This window comes from Microbacterium fluvii (genome assembly GCF_025515205.1).
Lineage (GTDB): Bacteria > Actinomycetota > Actinomycetes > Actinomycetales > Microbacteriaceae > Microbacterium > Microbacterium fluvii.
In genome coordinates this window covers 1,596,339-1,617,997 of record NZ_JAOPFX010000001.1, presented here as the reverse complement: position 1 = coordinate 1,617,997, position 21,659 = coordinate 1,596,339, and the positions used below count along the sequence as shown (strand labels likewise).

Below are 21,659 nucleotides of genomic sequence, written 5' to 3'. Positions count from 1 at the left end.
GAAGGGGTCGGGGTCGATACCATGAGAGCCATGCCAGAGCGCCCGCCCTTCAGCCCCGTCATCGCTCTGCTGACGGTGTCGAGCGTGTGGGACGCGCAGCTGGGCGCTGCGCTGAAGGACCTGGGGCTGACGACCCGCAAGTACGGCCTGCTCGCGCACATCGATGCGACCCCGGGGATCTCGTTCTCGGAGCTCGCGCGGCGCTCGCAGATCACGGTGCAGACGGCGCACACCGCCGTTCGTGCACTCGTGAACGACGGGCTCGCCCGCGACGACATGTCGCACGCCGGGGCGGCTTCCGATCTGCGGGTGACGGCGAAGGGGCGCCGTGCGCTGGCCGAGGCCGAGGTGCGCCTCGCCGCGCTCGACGCGCGCCTGCGCGCCGGAGTGCCGACCCTGTCCAACGCGCTGCAGGGCCTGCACGAGGAGCCATACGGCGGAACCGACCGCGCGGCCGGCTGACGCGCGCCATGCGGCGCGCGCCTCAGAGCGCAGGCGCGAGCGTCACGAGCGGGAGCACGGGATCGGCGCTCCACTCCTCGAGCGACCCGTCGTAGACACGCACGTCATCGACGCCGGCGTGCGCGAGGGCGAGGGCGTTCGCGGTGGCCGAGATGCCGCCGCCGCAGTACAGCAGCACCTCCGCGTCGAGGTCGACGCCTTCCGCCGCGAAGGCGTCGCGGATCTCGTCGGGGGAGCGCACGCGTCCGTCGTCGTCGAACAGCTCACGGGCCGGCACGTTGACGCTCCCCGGGATGTGTCCGCGGCGGTGATATCGGGTCGGCTCGGCGCCGGCGAACGCGGCGCGGCCGAGCCCGCAGACGAGGTTGCCGTGCGGCGGCAGCGCGACGATCTCGTCGCGCTCGACCCACTGCGGGCGGATCGCTCGCGCGGGCCACGGTGCGACGGGAGGCCGTGCGGGGGCGTCGTCGTCGCTCACCGGGCCCTCGGCGTCGCGCCACGCGGCCAGGCCGCCGTCGAGCACGCGCGCGTCGACGCCGATGCCCGACAGCAGATACCAGAGCCGCGCCGCCCACAGCCCGCCGACGGTGTCGTACGCGACGACGCGGTCGCCGAGGGCGACGCCGAGGGCCGCGAGCCGATCGGCCAGCTGCTGCGGCTCGGGGTGGTGGTCGTGGGTGACGGGGTGCGGCACCGAGAACTCGGAGTCGATCGCCACGTGGCGCGACCCGGGGATATGGCCGGCCGCCCACCGTGCGCGCCCGCTCTCTGCGGTGAAGTCGCCGTCGTGCCGCGGCCGGCGCAGCACGAGGGTCGCGTCGAAGACGATGGGGGGCGTGGCGCCGGCGAGTTCGGAGCGCAGCTCGGCCGCAGAGACGAAGACCGCACTCATGCGGCTGTCTCCGCGGCGCCAGACAGCGGCGCGATCGCGTCGGTCCACGCCAGCGGATGCTGCAGGATCCCGTGCGAGACGAGCCACTGCGCGTAGGGCTCCATCGCCTCGCCTCTGATCTCACCCCACGTGCCGTCGTGGAACCACGTCGGGGCGATGAGCTCGACGGAGCGGCGGATGACGGCATCCGCGAAATAGGGCGTCACCGTCGCGAACAGCGCAGCCGCCTCGGCCTGATGCGCCGCGGCGTGGGTGAAGCCCGCCGCGGTCGCCTCGACGAAGGCGGCGACCAGGCCGGGGTCGAGCCGATCGTCGCGGCCCCCGAGCAGATAGCTGTGATAGCGGATGCCGAGCTCGTCGTCGACGCGCCACACCCGCTCGGGGCGGTCGGCGCGTTCCGAGAGCAGGATGTCCCACGACCAGTACGAGCCGAAGGTCGCATCGGCCAGCCCCGCCTCGAGATCGTCGGCGGTGAGTTCGCGTGCCCCCGCGTCGACGATCTCGACGGCGTCGGGGTCGCCGCCTGCCCGCGCGACGAGGTCGCGCACGATCGCGAGTCCCCGCGGCGTGGGGTTGAGGGCGAGGCGGCGGCCGGCGAGGTCGGCGAGCGAGCGGATGCCGGAGCTCTCGAGTGTGCGGACGGTCTCGAGTCCGCGCTGATTGACGGCGGCGACGGCTCGCAGCGGCTGGCCGAGTTCGCGCCGCACGAGCAGGCGGTTGGTCGGGAAGATGCCCAGGTCGGCGCGGCCCGTGACGAGGTGCTCGAGCGTGTCGCCGATGCCGGGGTCGACGGTGCGGATCTCGAGTTCGATGCCGGCGTCGCGGTACCAGCCCTGATCACGGGCGACGTAGAAGCCCACCGAGTTGGGCCACGGGTGGAAGTACTCGAGGGCGAGGCTCAGGCGGGTCATACGGTCACTCCGGTGGGGATGAGGCGGAAGCCGCCGTCGGCGGCGTGGGCGATGAGGTCGGCGGCGTCCTGCGGACGGTGGGCGGCGATGAAGCGGTCTTCGTGCGCGGCCCAGCGGTCCCAGTGCGGCACATAGGTCGCACCGTCGCGGGCGAGGGCGCGACGCTTGCGCACGTCGTCGGGCGCGTCGACCCACACGGCGAGGTCGGCGAGGGCGCGGTTCGCAGGGGTGAGCGCGCCGACGCCCTCGACGATCAGGGCGGAATCGGCCGTGACGGTGCTCCAGTCCGCGGGGGAGGAGCCGGCCCAGTTCCACGCGCGCCAGCGCCCGGCATCGCCCTGTGCGCGCGGTTCGAGCAGTGACGCGCGCACGTGGTCGCTCGCCCACTGCAGGCCGTCCCAGCCCGGATAGATGTCGTCGAGGCGCACGACGACGGTGCCGGGGCGCGCGGCGGCGATCGCTGCCGCGAGGCTCGACTTGCCCGAGCCCGAGCGGCCGTCGATGAGGAGCGTGCGCGCGCCGTCGAACGCGGTGAGGAGGTCAGCGAGCACCGATGAAGCTCCACGTGCCTGCCGTGACCGCCGCGGCGATCGAGAGGATGCCGATGAGCGCGCCGAGCGCGATCACGACGATGTCGGCGCGCGACAGCGTCGACACGCGTGCCCACGTGCGGTCGGGGTAGGCGCCGAAGCCGCGCGCCTCCATCGCGGTGGCGAGCTTCGATCCGCGGCGCACCGCGAACACGAGCAGCGCGAACGCCTGCCCCGCCCATCGGCGCACGCGACCGTGATCGGCGACGCCGCGCGCGCGGCGCGCGTAGCCGAGGTACTGCCAGTCGTGCTGCAGCAGCCCGATCAGCCGGAAGCCGGCCAGCGCACCGAGCACGAAGCGCGCCGGCAGCCGCAGGATCTGCGCGAGACCGTCGGCGAGATCGGTGGGGTCGATGTCGAGGAACAGCAGGATCGACGGAAGGCCGATCGCCAGCACCCGCAGGAAGGTGGCCGCGGCCAGCGCGATCGAGCCGTCGCTGACGACGATGAGGAGGAACTGCGCGTGCACGGTGCCGCTGGCCTGTCCGTAGAGCAGGATCGTGACCGCGGTGAAGAACGCCGCGATCACGACGGGGAGGCTCCGCTGCACGAACTTGCGCAGCGCGATGCCGCTGGTCAGCAGCACGATCGTCTCGAGCACGAGGGCGGTCAGAGCCGACACCCAGTCGATGCTGAAGACGAGCGCGACGGCGATCAGCAGCGCCGAGAGCAGCCTCGCGACGGGGTTGGCGCGGGTGACGTCGACCAGGGCGACGGTCATCGCACGACCACCTCCTCGGCGCTCGCCCACGCGGGCAGTTCGATGCGGTCGTCGGCGAGCAGCTCGGCGAACTCCTCGTCGTGGGTGACGGCGACCACGGCGGTGCCGGCGTCGACGATCCCGGCGATGAGGCGCACGAGCTCTTCCCACGTGCGTCTGTCCTGCCCGAAGGTCGGCTCGTCGAGCACGATGAGGCTCGGCGCGGTGGCGAGCACCGTGGCCACAGACAGCCGCCGCTTCTCGCCGCCCGAGAGCGTGTAGGGGTTCGCGTCGGCCAGGTGGCCCAGGCGCAGGCGGCGCAGCAGGTCGTCGGTGATCTCGGCGATGCGCGCGTCGTCGAACTTCAGCGCGCGGGGTCCGATCGCCAGCTCGTCGCGCACGGTGGCGGCGAGGAACTGGTGCTCGGGGTCTTGGAAGACGCTGCCGATGCGAGTGAGCAGCTCGCGCGACTTCCAGGTCGCGGGAGCTGGCCGGCGCGGATCGGGGGCGAAGTCGGCGGATGCGGCCAGCTCGCCCGCCGCGGCGGGGATGAGGCCGCCGAGGGTGAGCGCCAGCGTCGACTTGCCCGCGCCGTTGGGACCGGTGACCACCGTGGTGCGCCCGCGGCGGATCTCGAAGTCGAAGCGCGGCGGCAGGTGGGTCGCCGACGGATACCCGACGGCGAGAGTGGATGCGGTCAGGACGACCCGATCGTCGGCGCTGCGGGTGCGCTGCAGCCGGGGGAGGGGCGCGCCGGGCACCCAGACTCCTGCGGCCAGCAGCCGCTCCCGTTCCCGCTCGATCGTGGCGGCGGCGGGGCCGTCGGCGATGATGCCTCCTTCGCCGAAGACGACGGCGCGGTCGACGACCGGCAGCCAGATCTCGGTGCGGTGCTCGATGACGACGAGCGTCGCGCCGGTCTCGTCGGCGACGGCGGCGACAGCATCCCGCACCTCCCGCACGCCGGCCGGGTCGAGGTTCGCCGTCGGCTCGTCGAGGAGGATGAGGCCGGGCTCCATGGCGATGACCCCCGCGAGGGCGAGGCGCTGCTTCTGCCCGCCCGACAGCTCGGAGGTGTCGTGATCGTCGGGGGCGACCAGACCCACGCGGGCGAGGGCCGTGCGCACGCGCGCCCAGATGCTCCCTCGTGGTACGCGCAGGTTCTCCATGCCGAACGCGACGTCGTCGCCCACGCGGGAGAGGATCACCTGCGAATCGGGGTCCTGCAGCACCATGCCGATGCGGTCGCGGCGCTGCGCAGGTCGGGCGCCGTCGACCAGCAGAGCGCCGGTCTCGTCGCCGTCTTCGTGGCCGCCGAGCAGGCCCGCGATGCCGTGGAGCAGCGTCGACTTGCCGGCGCCCGAGGGCCCGAGCAGCAGCACGTGCTCGCCCGCGCCGATGCGCAGGTCGAGCCCCTCGACCGCCCAGTCGTCGCGGCCGGCGTGGCGCCAGCCCCAGCCCGCGGCGCTGATCTGCGCCCCGCGGGCCGGGGCTGCTGCAGCCGCCGTCATCGACCGGCCGTGCGGGCCTCGCGACCTGCGGCGAAGCGGCTGAGGGCTCCGGTCTTGGCGATCCACTTGACCACGAACCACGACAGCACGCCGGCGATGAGAGCGCCGGAGACGATCGCCGAGACGGTGTAGATCACGGTGAACGCGGTGCCCGAGCCCGGGTACCAGAGGATGAGGTCGTTGATCGCGAGCGCGAGACCCGAGACGGCCCCGGCGAGCACCGCGACCGGCAGATTCCAGCGCTTGTAGAGGAAGACCGCGAAGACGATCTCGGCGCCCAGGCCCTGCACGAGGCCCGACTCGAGGGTCAGCACGCCCCACTGGTTGCCGACGAGGGCCGACACGCTCGCGGCGAGCAGCTCGCCGTACAGGGCGGCGCCGGGCTTGCGGATGATGAGGGCCGTGAGCACGCCGGCGAAGAGCCACCCGCCGGCGACGAGTCCCTGCAGCCCCGGCAGCAGTGCGCTCAGCGGAGCGCTGATCGGGTTGGAGGCGATGTTCCACAGCACGAAGACGAGGCCGGCGGCGACGGCGACGACGCTGGCCACGACGATGTCGATGACACGCCAGCGCAGCAGGCTGGGAGCGGGCGCGGCGACCGCGGAGGTCTCGCCGCGGGTGGTGGTCTGCTGGTCGGTCATGGTGCTTCCTCGGTGCGGAGCGGGTTCGGGACGCTCAAGTATGCGTCGGCGGGAGTGATCGGTGTGCAAATGTGTCGTCATGTGTAGCTGGCGTATGCAGTGGGGGCCTAGATGTATACAGTTGAGGTGATGACTGAACGCGCCTCCCTCCACACGCAGCTGCGCTCCGACCTCGTGGCCGGGCGGTTCGCCGCCGACGATCAGCTCGTCGAGGCGCGGATCGCCGACCACTACGGCGTCTCGCGCACCCCGGTGCGGGAGGCGCTGAACAGGCTCGAGCAGGAGGGGCTCATCGTGCGCGCCTCTCGCGGCTTCCGCATCCGGTCGGGCAGCCCAGAGGATGTCATCGAGATCTACGACGTGCGCATCGCGCTCGAGCGGGCCGCGGCCGAGGCTGCGGCATCCGTGCGCACCGAACTGCACCTCGCCGAACTCGATCAGCTGCAGCGGCAGTCTGCCGAGGCCGCGGGCGACCCGGCGCTGTCGCGACGGCTGCACTCGCGCTTCCACGAGGTGCTGTGGGAGGCGTCGCAGAACGCGACGCTGCAGTCGATGCTCGCGGGCCTCGTTGCGCGCCTGCGCATCTTCGATCAGGAGACGCAGCATCGCGACGACCGGGTCGACACGTCGGGTGAGCACGACCTGGTGCTCGCGGCACTGCGAGCGCGCGATGCCGACGCCGCCGGCCGCGCGATCGTCGCGCACCTGGCGCGCACCAAGCAGGAGCGCCTCGACACCTTCGCGCGGCGCCGCATGGGCGGCTGGTGAGGTCGGGGGTCTCTGGCAGAGTCGATGCATGACCCGCATCGGTGCGATCTTCAGTCCCTACCCGAACGCGCCCGAGGCGCTGCACGACGCGGCGCTGGCCGCAGAGAGCGCGGCGCTCGATGAACTCTGGCTGTGGGAGGACTGCTTCCGCCAGTCGGCGTATGCCGCGGCATCCGCCGTGCTCGCCTGGACGACGCGGCTGAAGGTCGGCATCGGCATCTCACCCATGCCGCTGCGAAACGTCGCGATCGGGGCCATGGAGATCGCGACGGTGGAGCGGCTCTTCCCTGGTCGCCTGCTGCCGGGAGTCGGCCACGGCGTGCTGCCGTGGATGGGGCAGGTCGGGGCACGGGTGGCGTCGCCGCTCACCCTCATGCGCGAGTACGTGCCGGCGCTGCGGACGCTGCTCGCCGGCGACGAGGTGACGGCCGATGGGCGCTATGTGCACCTCGATGCGGTGCGACTCGACTGGCCGCCGGCCGCCGCGCCGCTCGTGTACGCGGCGGCGGAGGGGCCCAAGACGCTCGTCCTGGCCGGAGAGGTCGCTGATGGCGTCGTGCTCGACAGCCGGCACACCGTGGACGAGATCGCCGCCGCAGTCGCTGCGGTGCGGTCGGCCCGGGCCGCCGCGCGGCGCTCGGGTGCTCCCGACATCGTCGCCTATGTGCTCACGGCGTTCGGAGCGGATGCGGTCGCGCGGGCGAGCGCGGAGTTCGCGGTGTTCGGAGCCGAGGCGCCGGCGGATGCGGCAGCCAGGGTCGCCGCCGGGTCGGTCGACGACGTCGTGGCGGCGGTGCGCGGGTACGCCACGGCAGGCGTGGACTCGGTGGTTCTGCTGCCGACGGCGGATGCCGTGCTGTCGGAGTTCTTCGCCGCAGCCGGCGAGGTGGCCAGGGCGGTGCGGGAGTGAGAGCGGTGCGGATTGTCGCCCGCCTGCTGTTGGCGGCACTGCTGGTGGCCGCCGGCGTCTCCCACCTGACGTGGGGTCGCCGGGGGTACCGCATCGTCGTGCCGGACTGGGCGGTGCGGGGGCTGCGCCTCGACAAGGATGCGATCGTGGTTGCTTCGGGTGCGGCCGAGATCATGCTCGGAGCGGCGCTGGTCGCGCTGCCGCGCGAGCGGCGCACGGTGGGTGCACTGATCGCGGGCTTCTTCATGGCCGTGTTCCCCGGCAACGTGCATCAGTGGCGCACCCGGCGCTCGGCACCGCTGCTGCGCACCGATCGTGCGCGCTTCGTGCGGCTGCTGCTGCAGCCGGTGCCGGTGGCGTGGGCGCTGTGGACTGGGGAGAACATAGGAACGAATAATGTATCCTGAATGCTTGCGAAATCCGAAACGGTATACGATGATGGAGTGGTAGTCGGAGGGTAGTGCCCGATCCTCCACGTGAACGGCTCGAAAGAGCCCGACGTGGGAGTCGAGTATGGGTGCACCTCGCGGTGACGCGGTCGACCAGGAGATCTGGCGGAACGATCTGGACGCGCTGGTGATCGAGGTGGCCTCGGCCAGGGCGACGCTGGCGGCGGCGCAGGCCGCAGAGGCGCAGGTGCTGGCACGGGCCGTGGATCTGATCGCCGAGCGCGAGCGGCACTGCCTGGCAGCGGCAGCCCCTGGACTCAGTTCACGTCTCGCGGTGCGCGAGGTCAGCGCCGAGCTCGGTGCGGCCGTGAGGGTCGGCGATCAGGCGATGCAGTGCCGCATAGGCGACGCCGCGGTCGTCGTGGCGCAGTTTCCCAAGGTGCTGCGCGCCTGGCGAAAGGGGCGCATCGACGCCGCACACGTCGCCGTGATCAGAGAGACCGGCACGACGATCTCCACCGAGAAGGGGCGCCGCCGCTTCGAGCGGAAGGTGCTCAAGGTCGCACTCGTCGAATCTGCGGGCCGGCTGCGGGAACCCGCCCAGGTGATCGCCGCACGGATCGACCCGGAAGCGACGGCCGCGCGTCTCGGGCGTGCAGCGTCGGAGCGCAACACTCGGGTGCGACCGCTCGGCGACGGGCTCGCGCGCGTGCAGGCCGACATCGACGCCGTGCTCGCCTATGCGATCGACGACCGGCTCACGCAGATCGCCCGCAGCATGTATCGGCAGCCGCTCGCCGGCGACGACGCGCCACGCGAGGGCGGGGCCGTCGTCGTGCGCACCGGCGGCCCGCAGGGCCGGAGCGACCTTGAGGGCGGCGCGGTAGAGGGCGGCGCGGTCGAGGGCGAGACACGCGAGGGCGCACCAGCCGGGGGAGTCCAGGGTGGCGGCGCGAGCGCCGAGCCCCCGGTGGATGGCCGCACGATGGACCAGCTGCGGGCCGATGCGTTCACCGATCTGCTGCTGACCGCCACCCCGATCGCCCACGGCGACCCCGACACGGCGGTCCACGGGCGCGTGCAGGTCATGATTCCGGCAATGACGCTGCTGGCCGACGCCGACGCCGACGCCGGCGATGCGCTCGTCCCTCTCGACGACCAGGGCTCCACGTCGCAGCCGCGGTCCGAGGGGCAGCCCGACGGTCCGGCGCTGCTGGCGGGGTTCGGCGTGGTGTGCGCGGCCACGGTACGGCGGCTCGCGGCGGCCATTCCCACCTGGTCGCGACTGTTCACCGATCCGTTCAGCGGCCAGGTCTTCACCGTCGACAGCTACCAGCCGACGGCGGCGCAGCGCCGCTTTCTCGCGGCCCGCGACGAACGGTGCCGGTTCCCCGGGTGCCGACGCCGGGTCGAACGGTGCGACGTCGACCACACGGTCGATGCGGCCACCGGTGGAGCGACCAGCACGTGCAACCTCGCCCACCTGTGCCGACGGCATCACACGATGAAGCACCACACCGACTGGCGGGTGCGCCAACTGGGCGGGGGAGTGCTCGAATGGACGAGTCCGACCGGCCGCACCCACCGGGACCGGCCGCCGGGGATGGTGAGATTCCTGCCGGATCCTGACCACCGGGCAGCGGCGCCGCTGCCCGCGGCGGCCGCCGGCGAGGATATCGGGCCCCCGCCGCCCTTCTGACCCGGGGGGTCCGGCAGCGATCCGGATCGGGAGGCGTGGGTAGACGGGGGATCACCCCTTCGGGCGCCGATGTCGCAGGTCGGTGCCAGAATGCGAAGATGCTGCTCGCTCAGCTCGTCGAGGCCGTCGGCGCCGTGACGTCGACACCGTCGCGGCTCGCCAAGGTCGCCATGCTCGCGGCGATGCTGTCGGAGCTGGAGGCCGATGAGATCCGCCCGGCGGTCGGGCTCCTGACCGCGCGGCCGCGACAGGGTCGGCTCGGCGTCGGCTGGCGCACGCTCGCCGCCATCGGCGAGCAAGCCGCCGGGCCCGAGCGCGAGTTCGAACGTGAGCCGGCGCTCACGATCCTCGATGTCGACGCCGCCTTCGACGCGCTGGCCGCGGCCGAGGGCGAGGGATCGACGGCGGCGCGCCGAGCGATCCTCGACGGTCTGGCAGCTCGCGCCGCACCGGGTGAATGGGACTTCATCGCCCGCGTGATCATGGGGGAATTGCGTACGGGAGCCCTCGAGGGCGTGCTCACCGACGCCGTCGCGAAGGCCGCGGATCGGCCGATCGCGGCCGTGCGGCGCGCCGCGATGCTCACGGGCGACCTCGGCGAGACGGCGGTGATCGCCCTCACCGGCACCGTCGACGAGCTCGAGGGCGTGGGACTCGTCGTCGGCCGGGGCGTCGCCCCGATGCTCGCCTCCACGGCGGCGACCACCGACGAGGCCGTGGCGATCACGGGTCCCGCATCGGTCGAGTACAAGCTCGACGGTGCGCGCATCCAGGTGCACCGCGACGGCGACGAGGTGCGCGTGTTCACGCGGAGCCTCGCCGACATCACCCACCGGGTACCCGAGATCGTCGCGGCGGTGCGGGAGCTGCCGGCATCCGCGGTGATCCTCGACGGCGAGACGCTCGCCCTCGATGAAGACGGCGGTCCGCGGCCGTTCCAAGACACCATGGCGCGCTTCGGGGCCGACGCGACCCGAGAGCTCGCGCTGCGGCCGTGGTTCTTCGACATCCTCCATGTCGACGGCCGCGACCTCCTCGACGAGCCGCTGCACGTGCGCCGCGCCGAACTCGAGCGGGTGGCGGGCGCGTTGCGCATCCCGAGCACGACGACCGACGACCCTGACGCGGCTGCCGCCTTCTCGCGCGAGGCCCTCGCCGCCGGCCACGAGGGAGTGATGGTCAAGGCGCTCGATGCCCCCTATGCCGCCGGGCGGCGCGGCAAGAGCTGGATCAAGGTCAAACCCGTGCTGACGTTCGACCTCGTCGTGCTCGCCGTCGAGCCGGGGTCGGGGCGGCGTACGGGGCTGCTCTCGAACCTGCACCTCGGTGCGCGCGATGCGACGGGCGAGTTCGGCGGCGGGTTCGTCATGGTCGGCAAGACCTTCAAGGGGCTCACCGACGAGCTGCTTCGGTGGCAGACGGCGCACTTTCCCACGATCGCGACCGACCGCACACGCTACGCCCTCGAGGTCGAACCGGTCACGGTCGTCGAGATCGCGATCGACGGCGTGCAGCGTTCCTCTCGCTACCCCGGCGGCGTCGCGCTGCGATTCGCCAGGGTCAAGGGCTACCGGCCCGACAAGCGGGCAGACGAGGCAGACACGATCCAGGATCTGCGGCTGCTGCTGCGCGGGTGAACCGCGGTCACTCGGCGTAGCGCAGGCGCGCGTCGACTGCCGTCACCTCGTCGCCGGTGCGGATGCCGTCGGCCACCCGCCCCTCATCGCGCAGCATCCGCAGGGCCTCGACTGCGCGGCGGCGCAGCTCCCACGGGTCGATCGTGTTGACGTAGATCTTGGTGCCGCCCTCGAAGCCCGCCGGGTTCGAGATGCGCCATTTCAGCACCACGCGCCATGGCATCGGCCACCCCGCACGCGGAGGGCGGTAGTGCCACTCCTCGTTGGTGGGCACGAACACTCCGGTCGCCGCGTGCAGCGCGTGCACGAGATCGGAGACGGCACGCACCTCGTCGGCGGAATGCTCCTGCGGCAGGTTCGCCCGAGACGTCGAGTACACCTCGAACGCGGGGTAGCGATGGCCGACGCCGGCGAACGCGACCGCCCCGTCGTTCGCGGCGACCAGCAGCCCCTCGCGCACGGCGAGATCGGCGATCGCATGCTGATAGAGATCGTGGTCTTCGCTGAGCATCCGCAGCTCCCGCTCGGCCTGCGGGCCGTGCTCGTCGATCGCGACGAGCTGCTTGTGCAGGTGGTCGAACGAGGCTCCGGCCGGTCGCAGCCAGTTCTGGAACACCGCGACGGAGGCGGCATTCGGCTGCGCCGCGGCGATCTCGGCGAGCGAGCGCACGGTGAGCGCGAAGTACTGCGCGTGCTCGTCGGCGGTGAGAACCCCCGAGCCGACGAGCTCGGCATCGGTGCGGGCGCCGTCGACGACGTGCCGGCGCGCCACCACGACGTCGTGCGATCCGCCGACCAGGTCGAGCGCCGCCTCTTCGATACTCTGCGCGGCACCCGACGCCCGCTCGCGCACCTGCTGCAGCGCCGCGATGTGCGCCCGCCCCTGCGGGTCGGCGAGATACTCGCGGGCCCACTCCACGATCTCGCGGGGCTGGCGGAACCCGTGGTCCTCGCGCCAGTACTCGGCCGAGACGATCTCGAAGAGGTTGCCGAACCGGCGGAACTCGGCGACGGTGTCGTGCAGCTCACGCGCCGGCACCCGGCGCAGCTCGGCGTAGTCGGGGCCGACGAGCCTCGTCTTCTCGGGCGTGGTCTCGAGGTAGCGGTCCTCGCAGAAGGCGCAGAGGCGCCGCTCCTCGCCGCGGCCGAGTCGCCGCGGCTCGTCGCGTGCGGCGGCCAGAGGCCTGTTGCCGCGACCCGGCACCGTCCACACGCGCGTTCCCGTGAGCGGTCCGATCTGCTTGACGGTGCCGTCGGGCAGCCGGCGCAGCGGGGTCGATGACGCGTCTTCGCTCACCCCGCCAGCCTACGACGGCGCCCGCGCGACAATGGGGTTATGCGTGTGGTCGTGCTCACCGGTGCCGGCATCTCGGCCGAGAGCGGGCTGGCGACTTTCCGCGGCGCCGGAGGACTGTGGGAGGGGCAGCGCGTCGACGACGTCGCGACCCCGGAGGGCTTCGCCGGTGATCCCGATCGCGTGCAGCGCTTCTCTGACGCGCGGCGGCGGGCTGCCGCATCCGCCGAGCCGAACGCGAGGTGCGCGCAGGTCCTGCCACGATGATCGTGCCGGAATGGGTCGACGAGATCACCGGGTGACCGCAATACTCGACGCATGAAGACCTTCGCGCGCCTCCTCCTCGCCGGTTCCATGATCTTCGCCGGCGTCAGTCACCTGTTCTGGGCGCGCAAGGAGTTCCAGGCGCAGGTGCCCGAGTTCGTCACCGAGCTCGTGCCGATCGATGAAGACGGCGTGGTCGTGGCCTCGGGGGTCGTCGAGATCGCGCTGGGCGCAGCGCTCGTGATCTTCCCGAAGGAGCGCAGCCGCGTCGGGCTCATCCTCGCGGCCTTCTTCGTCGCCGTCTTCCCCGGCAACATCTCGCAGTACATCAATCGCCGAGACGGCTTCGGGCTCGACACCGACCTCAAGCGCCTCGTGCGCCTCGTGTTCCAGCCCGTGCTGGTGGCGTGGGCGTGGTGGAGCACGCGCCCCTGACAGAGTCCCTGCATCAGCCGCCGACGGCGAGGTAGCGGTGTTCGGGGCGCCCCGTCGTGCCGTAGCGCAGCCGCACTTCGACGAACCCGCGGGCGGCCAGCGTCGACAGGTGCCGCTGGGCAGTCGCCCGTGAGATGCCGGCCCGCTCGGCGACCTCGAGCGCTGAGGCTTCGCCTTCGCCGAGCTTCTCGAGGATCAACTGCTCGGTCGCAGACCGCGAGGCCGACGGCTGCTCGCCGCCGCCGTGCAGGATCGCGAGTGCACGGTCGAACTCCTCCTGCCCGAGGGCGCGGTCGCCGCCGACGAGGTTGCGGAACCGCGCGTACCGGTCGAGCCGGTCCTCGAGCAGCCGCGCCTCGAACGGCTTGACGAGATAGCCGAGCGCACCCGCGCGCAGGGCGCGGCGCATCGTGGCGGGGTCGTCGGCCGCCGAGAGCACGAACGCGTCGGTGTCGGCCGAGCGCACGAGCTCGACCCCGTCGCCGTCGGGCAGATACACGTCGACGAGCAGCAGCTCGGGTCGGTGCGCCCGGATCGCCGACACCGCGTCGCCCACCGAGCGCACGGGGTCGAGGGCCGTGAAGCCGCTGTGGGCGGCGACGATGCCGTGGTGGAGGCCGGCGACGCGGAAGTCGTCGTCGACCACGAGCACGCGGATGGTCATGGGGTGGGGCCTTCCTTCGAGATCTTCTCGGATGCGGGGCGCACCGCATCCGGCAGGCGCGCGCCGAAGACCGCGCCGGCGCCCTCGCCGCCCCGGTCGATGAGCCACACCTCGCCGCCGCGGCGGCGGGCGAGCTCACGCGAGAAAGGCAGGCCGATGCCCAGGCCGTGCACCCGTCCCGCCGTCTCGCCCTCGAGGGCATGCTCTGCGGTGCCGCCGGCACGCGGCGCGAACACATCGACACCGTCGGGCACGCCGCCGCCGGAGTCGGCAACGGTGAAGACGAGTTCGGTCGCCTCGGTGAAGAAGGCGACGCTCACCCCGCGCGGCTCCGGTGCGCGCACGGCGGCCGTCGCCGCGTTGTCGACGAGGTTGCCGAGGATCGCCGCGACGTCTTCTGCGGCCTCGATCGTTCCGAGCACGAGGGTGTCGTCGTCGACTCGCAGCGCGACGCCTCGCTCGCCGAGCTCGATCGCCTTGGCGCCGAGAAAGGCCTGCAGAAACGGCTCGCCGACCCGCTCGACGCCCTCGACGGGAAAGTCGACCGACCCGCGCTCGCCCTGCTCGGCCAAGAAGGCGCGGGCGTCGCCGACGCGCTCCGCGTCGATGAGGCCCGTCGCCACGTGCAGGCGATTGGCGAACTCGTGCCGCTGCGCCCGCAGCGCTCCCGCCATCGTGCGCACCGTGTCGAGGCGCTCGCTGAGGGCGACGAGGTCGGTGCGATCGCGCACGACCACGACGTCGCCGAGGGCGCGGCCCTCGCGCGCGACGGGGCGCACATCGAGGTAGAGCACACGGTCGCCAAGCACGACGCCGTCGCCGGGGCCGCCCTCCCGCACCGAGCGGATGAGCCCCGCCGCGTCGCCGAGGTCGCCCAGCGACCTGCCGACCGGGTCGTGGAGCCCCAGCATCCGCGCCGCCGCCGCGTTGCAGACGCGCACGACGTCGCCGGGGTCGAGCGCGATGACGCCGTCGCCCACGCCGTCGAGCACGGCCGCCTGGTTCTGCACGAGCGCCACGAGCTCCTCCGGCTGCACGCCGAGGGTCAGTCGCTCCCAGCGGCGGCGCATGAGCAGCGTCGCCAGCACCGCCAGCGCGAGCGCGCCCAGGGCGGCGAGGCCGACGGCGACGATGAGCGCGGGCAGGTCGTCGAACACGCTCGCCCGCTCGAACCCGACGCTGACCTCGCCGACCGGCTCGCCCCCGCTCTCCGGCCAGATCGGCACCTTCGCCCGAGCCGACTCGCCGAGGGTGCCGCGCTCCCAGTCGACGACCTCGTTGCCGGCGAGCACCTCGGCATACGGGGTCGACACCTCCTGGCCGAGCAGCTCCTGGTTGGGGTGGGCGAGACGGATGCCGTGGTCATCGGTGATGACGACGAACAGCGCATCCGTACGCACCGCCACGTCGACGGCCAGCTCCTGCAGCGGGCCGTCGCGCAGCTCTGCGGCGGCGGGAGTGCCGGGGTCGGCCGAGAACTCCGCGACGAGGGCGCGCACATCGGGGTCTTCCGCGACCGTGCGGGCGATGTTGAGGGCCGACGCCTCCGACTCTGCGCGCAGCTGCTGCACGCCGAGCACCACGAACACGGTCGTGCACACCGCCACCACCGCGGCGACGAGCACGAGCTGCAGCACCAGCACCCTCGTCGTGAATCGCACCGGTTCCTCCGCTCGTGAGCACAATGCGCTCAACACACGCTACGCGCACAAGCCGCGGCAATGCGACATACCCCGCGCCGCACCCGCGGCCCGCCTAGATTCGCACAATCGCACACGGCGGAGTGTGCCAGGACGAAGGAGTCGAGATGCTCGCCACCACGCTCACCCTCGCGGCGGAGGCCGACGAGGCCTACGCCACGGCGTTCGTGCCGCCGGACGCCGTGCTCGTGATCCTCGGGTTCACGATGGTGCTCACCTTCATGGCGCTCATCATGACGCGCCGCCTCACCCCGATGGTCGCCCTCATCCTCGTGCCGACGATCTTCGGCCTGTTCGCCGGGGCAGGGCTGGGCCTGGGCGACATGGTCATCGACGCGATCGGCAACATGGCGCCCACGGCGGCGCTGCTGATGTTCGCGATCATGTACTTCGGCATCATGATCGACGTCGGACTCTTCGATCCGCTCATCCGCGTCATCACCCGGGTGCTGGGCGACGACCCCGCCAAGGTCGTGCTCGGCACGGCGCTGCTGGCGGGCGCCGTCTCGCTCGACGGCGACGGGTCGACGACGTTCATCATCACGACCTCGGCGATGCTGCCCATCTATCTGCGCCTGGGCATGAGCCCCGTCGTGCTCACCTGCGTCGCGGGCCTCATGAACGGGACGCTCAACATCGTGCCGTGGGGCGGGCCCACCGTGCGGGCGGCGACCGCGCTGGGCCTGGAGCCCACCGACATCTTCGTGCCCATGCTCCCGTCGCTCGCGGCCGGCCTGGTGATCGCGCTCACGTTCTCGTGGATGCTGGGGCTCTCGGAGCGCCGCCGGCTCGCCGGCTCGATCGACACCTCGAAGCTCAGCGGCGGAGACGGTGTGCTCGGCGGCCCGCGGATCTTCCGCGGCGCGGAGTCGAAGCCCGGCGCACGCGCGTCGCTGCGCACCGGCAACATCGTCACGGTGCAGGGCGGCCGCGGCGGCGTCGCCGTCGCAGAGCTCGTCGACCAGACCGACACCGCGATGGCCGACACGATGCTCGACCCGAACCGGCCGACGCTGCGGCCGAAGCTCATCTGGTTCAACCTCGCGTTGACCGTCGCCGTGATGGTGCTGCTGGTGCTCGACCTGTTCCCGCTGCCCTACGTGTTCATGGTGGGCGCGGCGATCGCCCTGGTCGTGAACTTCACGAAGCTCAAGAGCCAGGCCGACGAGATCGTCGCGCACGCGCCCTCGATCGTCGGGGTCGTCTCGATGGTGCTCGCCGCCGGCGTGCTGGTGGGAGTCCTCGGCGGCACCGGCATGGTCGACGCGATGGCGAGCTGGATCACGACGGTCATCCCGCCGTCGCTCGGACCCTTCATGGCCGTGATCACCGGCATCCTGTCGATCCCGTTCACGTTCTTCATGTCGAACGACGCGTTCTACTTCGGCATCCTGCCGATCCTCGCCGAGAGCGCCGCGAACTACGGCATCGCCCCCGTCGAGATGGCGCGGGCGTCGATCACCGGCCAGCCGGTGCACCTGCAGAGCCCGCTCGTGCCGGCCATCCTGCTGCTGGTGTCGCTGGCGGGCGTCAACCTCGGCGACCACCACAAGAAGGTGCTGTGGCGCGCGACGATCGTCTCGCTCGTGATGCTCGCCGTCGGAGTGCTCGTGGGTTCCATTCCGCTCGCGGCATAGAACCGGATTCTGTCGCCCGGCCTTCAGCGGTCGGGCGACAGCCGCACGCGCACGATGTTGGTCGACTCGTCGAGCTCGGCGACGGCGGGGTAGGCCTTCACGAAGTCGGAGAACGCGCGGTGGCCCTGCTCCTTCTCACTGAAGGAGGGGTCCATGCGCTTGAGAAGGTTCTTGACCGCCGACAGGTGCACCCACTCCTCGTCGGCGCGCTCGGTCTCGAGGCGGATGGCGCGCTCGAGCAGACCCGCCGCCGGATCCTGCGGCTTCTTGCGACGCGACCGGGTCGCGGGGGCCGAGGCATCCGCCTTCTTCGTCTCGGGCCGGGGGACGCCGGGGAGGGTGTCGTACGCGGTGAACTCGTCGCACGCGGCGGCCAGCGACTTCGCGGTGGAGCCGGCGACGCCCACCCCCACGACGACCCGGCCGAGGCGCTTGCAGCGCTGTGCGAGCGGCACATAGTCGCTGTCGCCCGCGACGATCACGACGTGGGTGAGGTCGGGCAGGCGGAACATGTCTTCGACCGTGTCGACGGCCAGGCGGATGTCGGCGCCGTTCTTGGCGTACGCGGCGGCCGGGAACAGCTGCACGAGGTCGACGGCGCGGGCCACAAGCTGCGAGCGGTAGTCGGCGTTGACCGGCTGCGACCAGTCGGCGTAGGCACGGGTGAGCACGAGGGTGCCGAACGAGGCCGCGTAGTCGATGATCGCGCCTACGTCGACGGTCGCCGCGGCCAGGCGCTCGGCGATCTCGGGCACGGTGGGATCTTCGACGATGCGCTGCCGATCACGCGAATACGAGTTGCGCCCGTGCACGCGGTCGTACCAGCTCATGACGATGTTGTCGAAGTCGAGGTACACGGCCACGCGGGGGTTCTGCAGATCCGGCATGGCTCAAGTCTGACAGGTGGAGGTCAGTGCTCCGAGGGGTAGCGCACGCCGATCTGCCGGCGCACCTCGTCGAGGGTGCCCATGATCGCGACCGTCTCGTCGATCGGCAGCAGGTCGCTGTCGGTGAGGCCCGCCGCGACCAGCCGCTCGGCGGCGATCGCCTGGTACTGCATGCCACGGCCCTCGACCTCGGAGACGTACTCCTCGAGCACCGTGCCGTCGGGGGCGGTCATGCGGAAGGTCGTGGGGTTGTACCAGACGCGGTCGATGTCGATGCGGGCCTTCGTGCCCACGACGTGCGCCGTGTTCGGGCCGGCTGCGCGCGAGGACGACACCGTCGTCGAGACTGCGCCGCTCGCGTGCGTGAAGATCGTCGCGACCTCGGTGTCGGCGCCGGTCTCGCCGAGCCGTGCCGAGGCGACGACGGTCGAAGGCGCGCCGAGCACGTCCCACACGAACGACACGGGGTAGATGCCGAGGTCGAGCAGCGCCCCGCCGCCGAGCTCGAGGGCATTCAGGCGGTGCGCGGGGTCGGCCGAGATCTGCTGCGTGTGGTCGGCGAACACCGTGCGCACCTCGCCCAGGGTGCCGTCGGCGATGATCTCGCGGATGCGCGCCATGTGCGGCAGGTAGCGCGTCCACATCGCCTCCATCGCGAGCACTCCGCGCTCCGCGGCCGCATCGCGCACCTGCTGTGCTTCGGCCGCGGTCAGCGTGAAGGGCTTCTCGACCAGCACATGCTTGCCCGCCGCGATCGCCAGCAGCGCGTTCTCGGCGTGCATCGGGTGCGGCGTCGCGACGTAGACGATGTCGACGTCGGGATCGGCGACGAGCTCTTCGTACGAGCCGTAGGCGCGGGCGATGCCGAACTCCTCGGCGAAGCGCTCGGCCGACCCCGGGCTGCGCGAACCCACCGCGGCGACGTCGAGCCCTGCCGTGCGCAGGTCGCTCGTGAACAGGCGGGCGATCAGGCCCGTGGCGAGGATTCCCCAGCGAAGTCCGGTCATGTCCTCGAGCGTACTCACGCCCGCGGCGCGGTGGGCGGCGTGTCAGAGACCCCGAGCACGAAAGCCACGATCTGCAGCGCCGGCGCGCTGACGGTCGGGCCGCGGCCGAACGACCAGTCGGCGTCGGTGGCGGCCACCGTGCGGCCCTTGAGCACGGCGCGCCGATCGAACGGACCGCTCGTGGCGCCGTAGAGCGCCACGGCGCCGGTCGTCGCCGCCGACAGCTCCGGCGCCGCGCCGACCGCCTCGCCGAGCACGAGCAGCGCACGCGTCGCGCGGGCGAGCGAGCGGATGCTGCGCCTGCGGCCCGCGCGCACGTGATCGGCCGCGGCGGACAGCGCCGTGGGGTCGAGGTCGAGGCGGGCGTCGGCGGTGAAGGCCGCGGCGAGTTCGGCGCGCCGGGGGAGCTCCGTCCGCTCGAGCAGATGTGCGGCCTCGGCGACCACATCGGCGAGGGCCGCGCGTCGGTCGCTCGAGACGGCGGCCTCGTCGCCGTGCGGGCGGCCGTTCAGCGGAAGGAAGCGCGCGAAGTCCGACACCCCGCCAGTGTAGGCGCGCGCCGAAGCGCCCGTGCATAATGGCACCGGGGCCGTGTGACCGTGCACATGGCCGTTCCCCACGGAGAGCACCACATGAGCGACGACGCCGGCGGCCGCAGGCCCAGCATCCGCGACGTCGCACGGCTGGCCGGAGTCTCGCATCAGACGGTCTCGCGTGTGCTCAACGAGCATCCCAGCATCCGCCCCGAGACCAAGCAGCGCGTGCAGCAGGTCATGAGCGACCTGCAGTATCGCCCCAACCGCGCGGCGAGGGCGCTCGTGACGAGCCGCTCGCAGACGATCGGCATCTTGTCGGCCTCGAGCGAGCAGTACGGTCCGGCCTCGAGCATCGCCGCCATCGAGGAGGCGGCCAGGCGGCGCGGCTATTGGGTGAGCACGGCCAACATCGACGCGCACGATCCGCAGTCGATCCCCGACGGCATCGCGCACCTGACGGCGCAGTCGGTGGAGGGGGTCGTCGTGATCGCGCCCCAGGTGCGCGTCTTCCGGGCGCTCGCCGCACAGCACCTCGACGTGCCCTACGTCACGCTGCAGTCGACGGGGCTCGACCCCGACCACACCCTGACCGTCGACCAGATCGCCGGGGCGCGCCTGGCGACCAAACACCTGATCAGCCAGGGACATCGGGCGATCTACCACCTCGCCGGTCCGCAGGACTGGATCGAGGCCGAAGCGCGCATGCGCGGGTTCCTCGACGAGATGAGCGCCAACGACATCCCGACGACCGCGCCGATCCTGGGGGACTGGACGGCGCAGTTCGGCTACTACGCCGGCCAGGAGCTGCTGCGGGTGCGCGACTTCACGGCGATCTTCTCGTCGAACGACCAGATGGCGCTGGGCCTGATGCACGCGATCCGCGACGCGGGACTCGATGTGCCGGGCGACATCAGCATCGTCGGATTCGACGACATTCCCGAGGCGGCGCACTTCTGGCCGCCCCTGACGACCGTGCGGCAGGACTTCAGCGAGCTCGGTCGCCGCTGCGTCGATCTGCTGCTGGGCCCGCACGACGGCGATCTCGCGCCGCTGCCCACGATCATGCCCGAGCTGATCGTCCGGCGCTCCACGGCGCCCTTGCGGTGAGCGTGCGGCATCCGTTACCAACCCGAGATCATGTCGTGTTGACAGGGGTGCGCACCGGCTGACTATAGTTTCGATGTGAACGGTCACATGGACTGTCACATCGGCTGTCACATGACGGCTCACGCAACAGATCAGACAAAGGAGTCGGCGCAGTGGTGCAGGGTGCCAGTGTTCCCGAGAGCGACAGCTACCTCGCGGGCGTGAAGACGGAGGTCGCGATCGCGCGAGTGCGCGCCGACGTCGCGGCCCTCCACGCCGAGCTGGTGCGCTACGGCCTGGTCGTCTGGACCGGCGGCAATGTCTCGGCCCGCGTGCCGGGCGCAGACCTCTTCGTGATCAAGCCCTCCGGCGTCTCGTACGACGACCTCGCGCCCGAGAACATGATCCTGTGCGACCTCGACGGCACCGTCATCGAGGGAACGCCGGGGAGCGACCGCTCGCCCTCTTCCGACACGGCGGCCCACGCCTACGTGTACCGCAACATGCCGGACGTGGGCGGCGTCGTGCACACGCACTCGACCTACGCCGTGGCGTGGGCGACCCGAGGCGAAGAGATCCCGTGCGTCATCACGGCGATGGCAGACGAGTTCGGCGGACCGATCCCGGTCGGGCCGTTCGCGATCATCGGCGACGACTCGATCGGCCGCGGCATCGTCGAGACGCTCACCGGGCATCGCAGCCGTGCCGTGCTGATGCAGAACCACGGTCCGTTCACGATCGGCGCGACGGCGAAGGACGCCGTCAAGGCCGCCGTGATGCTCGAAGACGTCGCCCGCACGGTGCACGTCGCCGCGCAGGGCGGCCCGCTCATCCCCATCCCGCAGGACGCGATCGACGGGCTCTACGCCCGGTACCAGAACGTCTACGGACAGGCCACCGACGACCGCCGGTAGCTCTCCTGACCCGTCAGGCCGAGCGCGGTCACAACTGAATATCGACACCAAGACAGTGATGTCCACTGGAAAGGAACCACAGTGAAGTTCAAGAAGATCGCCATCGCGGCCGTGGCCGCGGGCGC

General features: G+C 71.9%; 23 protein-coding genes. 11 read left to right on the top strand and 12 right to left on the bottom strand.

Features of this window, described 5'->3' with window-relative positions:
• Positions 1-30 precede the first annotated feature (30 nt).
• Entirely contained in the window at positions 31-462 is a 432-nt protein-coding gene (locus tag OAW74_RS07505; protein WP_262873674.1) for a MarR family winged helix-turn-helix transcriptional regulator, read from the top strand.
• Positions 463-484: 22 nt separating this feature from the next.
• Here OAW74_RS07505 and OAW74_RS07500 read toward each other — a convergent pair whose 3' ends face one another.
• From OAW74_RS07500 to OAW74_RS07475, 6 genes are read right to left on the bottom strand one after another with little or no spacing between them, the layout of a single operon-like run.
• Positions 485-1,354, bottom strand: a complete 870-nt coding sequence (locus tag OAW74_RS07500; protein WP_262873673.1) for a sulfurtransferase — start codon at positions 1,352-1,354, stop codon at positions 485-487.
• Positions 1,351-2,265: an ABC transporter substrate-binding protein gene (locus tag OAW74_RS07495; RefSeq protein ID WP_262873672.1), complete on the bottom strand. Its 915-nt coding sequence runs from the start codon at positions 2,263-2,265 to the stop codon at positions 1,351-1,353. The genes OAW74_RS07500 and OAW74_RS07495 overlap by 4 nt, the downstream gene beginning before the upstream one ends.
• Complete coding sequence (locus OAW74_RS07490; RefSeq protein ID WP_262873671.1) at positions 2,262-2,816, bottom strand: hypothetical protein; 555 nt, start codon at positions 2,814-2,816, stop codon at positions 2,262-2,264. The genes OAW74_RS07495 and OAW74_RS07490 overlap by 4 nt, the downstream gene beginning before the upstream one ends.
• Complete coding sequence (locus OAW74_RS07485) at positions 2,806-3,576, bottom strand: energy-coupling factor transporter transmembrane component T family protein (protein WP_262873670.1); 771 nt, start codon at positions 3,574-3,576, stop codon at positions 2,806-2,808. Before OAW74_RS07485 ends, OAW74_RS07490 begins: the two co-directional genes overlap by 11 nt.
• The gene (locus OAW74_RS07480) at positions 3,573-5,066 is read right to left on the bottom strand and encodes an ABC transporter ATP-binding protein (RefSeq protein WP_262873669.1); all 1,494 of its coding nucleotides are present in this window, start codon (positions 5,064-5,066) and stop codon (positions 3,573-3,575) included. Before OAW74_RS07480 ends, OAW74_RS07485 begins: the two co-directional genes overlap by 4 nt.
• Positions 5,063-5,707 (bottom strand): ECF transporter S component, encoded by a 645-nt coding sequence (locus OAW74_RS07475; protein ID WP_262873668.1) that lies wholly within the window; start codon positions 5,705-5,707, stop codon positions 5,063-5,065. Before OAW74_RS07475 ends, OAW74_RS07480 begins: the two co-directional genes overlap by 4 nt.
• A 129-nt stretch (positions 5,708-5,836) precedes the next feature.
• On the opposite strand from OAW74_RS07475, the gene OAW74_RS07470 reads away from it, so the two are divergent.
• From OAW74_RS07470 to OAW74_RS07450, 5 genes are all read left to right on the top strand, one after another.
• Entirely contained in the window at positions 5,837-6,475 is a 639-nt protein-coding gene (locus OAW74_RS07470; protein ID WP_262873667.1) for a GntR family transcriptional regulator, read from the top strand.
• Between the two features lie 28 nt (positions 6,476-6,503).
• The gene (locus tag OAW74_RS07465) at positions 6,504-7,385 is read left to right on the top strand and encodes an LLM class flavin-dependent oxidoreductase (protein WP_262873666.1); all 882 of its coding nucleotides are present in this window, start codon (positions 6,504-6,506) and stop codon (positions 7,383-7,385) included.
• Between the two features lie 5 nt (positions 7,386-7,390).
• Complete coding sequence (locus OAW74_RS07460) at positions 7,391-7,792, top strand: DoxX family protein (RefSeq protein ID WP_262873665.1); 402 nt, start codon at positions 7,391-7,393, stop codon at positions 7,790-7,792.
• 106 nt (positions 7,793-7,898) lie between these two features.
• Positions 7,899-9,473 (top strand): HNH endonuclease signature motif containing protein, encoded by a 1,575-nt coding sequence (locus OAW74_RS07455; RefSeq protein WP_262873664.1) that lies wholly within the window; start codon positions 7,899-7,901, stop codon positions 9,471-9,473.
• A 98-nt stretch (positions 9,474-9,571) separates the two neighbouring features.
• Complete coding sequence (locus OAW74_RS07450) at positions 9,572-11,110, top strand: ATP-dependent DNA ligase (RefSeq protein WP_262873663.1); 1,539 nt, start codon at positions 9,572-9,574, stop codon at positions 11,108-11,110.
• 7 nt (positions 11,111-11,117) lie between these two features.
• On the opposite strand, the gene OAW74_RS07445 is transcribed toward OAW74_RS07450, so the two are convergent.
• Entirely contained in the window at positions 11,118-12,407 is a 1,290-nt protein-coding gene (locus OAW74_RS07445) for a DUF4921 family protein (protein ID WP_262873662.1), read from the bottom strand.
• A 39-nt stretch (positions 12,408-12,446) separates the two neighbouring features.
• Between OAW74_RS07445 and OAW74_RS07440 the strand changes: the two genes are divergently transcribed.
• Both OAW74_RS07440 and OAW74_RS07435 read left to right on the top strand, forming a co-directional pair.
• Positions 12,447-12,671 carry a Sir2 family NAD-dependent protein deacetylase gene (locus OAW74_RS07440; RefSeq protein WP_262873661.1) on the top strand — a complete coding sequence of 75 codons (225 nt, stop codon included), beginning with the start codon at positions 12,447-12,449 and terminating at the stop codon, positions 12,669-12,671.
• Between the two features lie 51 nt (positions 12,672-12,722).
• Positions 12,723-13,103, top strand: a complete 381-nt coding sequence (locus tag OAW74_RS07435) for a DoxX family protein (protein WP_262873660.1) — start codon at positions 12,723-12,725, stop codon at positions 13,101-13,103.
• Between the two features lie 13 nt (positions 13,104-13,116).
• On the opposite strand, the gene OAW74_RS07430 is transcribed toward OAW74_RS07435, so the two are convergent.
• Together OAW74_RS07430 and OAW74_RS07425 are read right to left on the bottom strand one after the other, a co-directional pair.
• Positions 13,117-13,767 carry a response regulator gene (locus tag OAW74_RS07430; protein WP_262873659.1) on the bottom strand — a complete coding sequence of 217 codons (651 nt, stop codon included), beginning with the start codon at positions 13,765-13,767 and terminating at the stop codon, positions 13,117-13,119.
• A complete protein-coding gene (locus OAW74_RS07425; protein ID WP_262873658.1) occupies positions 13,764-15,428 on the bottom strand; it encodes a sensor histidine kinase in 1,665 nt (554 codons plus the stop codon). The genes OAW74_RS07430 and OAW74_RS07425 overlap by 4 nt, the downstream gene beginning before the upstream one ends.
• Positions 15,429-15,574: 146 nt before the next feature.
• Between OAW74_RS07425 and OAW74_RS07420 the strand changes: the two genes are divergently transcribed.
• The gene (locus OAW74_RS07420; protein ID WP_262873657.1) at positions 15,575-17,104 is read left to right on the top strand and encodes a CitMHS family transporter; all 1,530 of its coding nucleotides are present in this window, start codon (positions 15,575-15,577) and stop codon (positions 17,102-17,104) included.
• Between the two features lie 23 nt (positions 17,105-17,127).
• Here OAW74_RS07420 and OAW74_RS07415 read toward each other — a convergent pair whose 3' ends face one another.
• Genes OAW74_RS07415 through OAW74_RS07405 form a run of 3 tightly spaced genes read right to left on the bottom strand, consistent with a single transcriptional unit; the run spans position 17,128 to position 19,537 of the window.
• Complete coding sequence (locus tag OAW74_RS07415) at positions 17,128-17,991, bottom strand: NYN domain-containing protein (protein ID WP_262873656.1); 864 nt, start codon at positions 17,989-17,991, stop codon at positions 17,128-17,130.
• Between the two features lie 23 nt (positions 17,992-18,014).
• Positions 18,015-18,998, bottom strand: coding sequence for a Gfo/Idh/MocA family protein (locus OAW74_RS07410; RefSeq protein ID WP_262873655.1), 984 nt, complete (start codon positions 18,996-18,998; stop codon positions 18,015-18,017).
• Between the two features lie 14 nt (positions 18,999-19,012).
• Entirely contained in the window at positions 19,013-19,537 is a 525-nt protein-coding gene (locus OAW74_RS07405; protein WP_262873654.1) for a hypothetical protein, read from the bottom strand.
• Positions 19,538-19,630: 93 nt separating this feature from the next.
• Here OAW74_RS07405 and OAW74_RS07400 point away from each other — a divergent pair, with 93 nt between their 5' ends.
• Together OAW74_RS07400 and OAW74_RS07395 are read left to right on the top strand one after the other, a co-directional pair.
• Complete coding sequence (locus OAW74_RS07400) at positions 19,631-20,641, top strand: LacI family DNA-binding transcriptional regulator (RefSeq protein WP_262873653.1); 1,011 nt, start codon at positions 19,631-19,633, stop codon at positions 20,639-20,641.
• A 200-nt stretch (positions 20,642-20,841) separates the two neighbouring features.
• The gene (locus tag OAW74_RS07395; protein WP_262873953.1) at positions 20,842-21,534 is read left to right on the top strand and encodes an L-ribulose-5-phosphate 4-epimerase; all 693 of its coding nucleotides are present in this window, start codon (positions 20,842-20,844) and stop codon (positions 21,532-21,534) included.
• Positions 21,535-21,659: the final 125 nt, after the last annotated feature.